Annotated in this window: 1 pseudogene; it reads right to left on the bottom strand. The window is 69.1% G+C overall.

The features are described 5' to 3' along the window. Positions 1–256, bottom strand: a pseudogene (locus SB754_RS21425) (DUF1285 domain-containing protein); the annotation flags it as partial.

Raw genomic sequence — 256 nt, 5'->3', positions numbered from 1 at the left:
CATCGCCCGCTCCCAGCGGATAGAACTCGCCGCCGCTCCACACACCCATCACCCCGTCACGCTCGACGGCAGCCTCGGCCAGTTCGTAGAAGACCGGCCGCGCCATCAGCGCATCCAGCCGGCCGCGCACCCGAACCAGCGGCGTCGGCTCGCCGGTCTCCGGATCGACATGCACGGTGATGGGATGCTCCGGTCCCGCCTCGGCGAGATCGCCCATATTGGTGGTGAAAACCAGCGACTGGTCCTCGCCCTCGCC

Origin of the sequence: Leifsonia sp. SIMBA_070 (assembly GCF_046534635.1) — a bacterium.
Lineage (GTDB): Bacteria > Actinomycetota > Actinomycetes > Actinomycetales > Microbacteriaceae > Leifsonia.
This window is presented reverse-complemented; position numbering and strand designations above follow the sequence as displayed.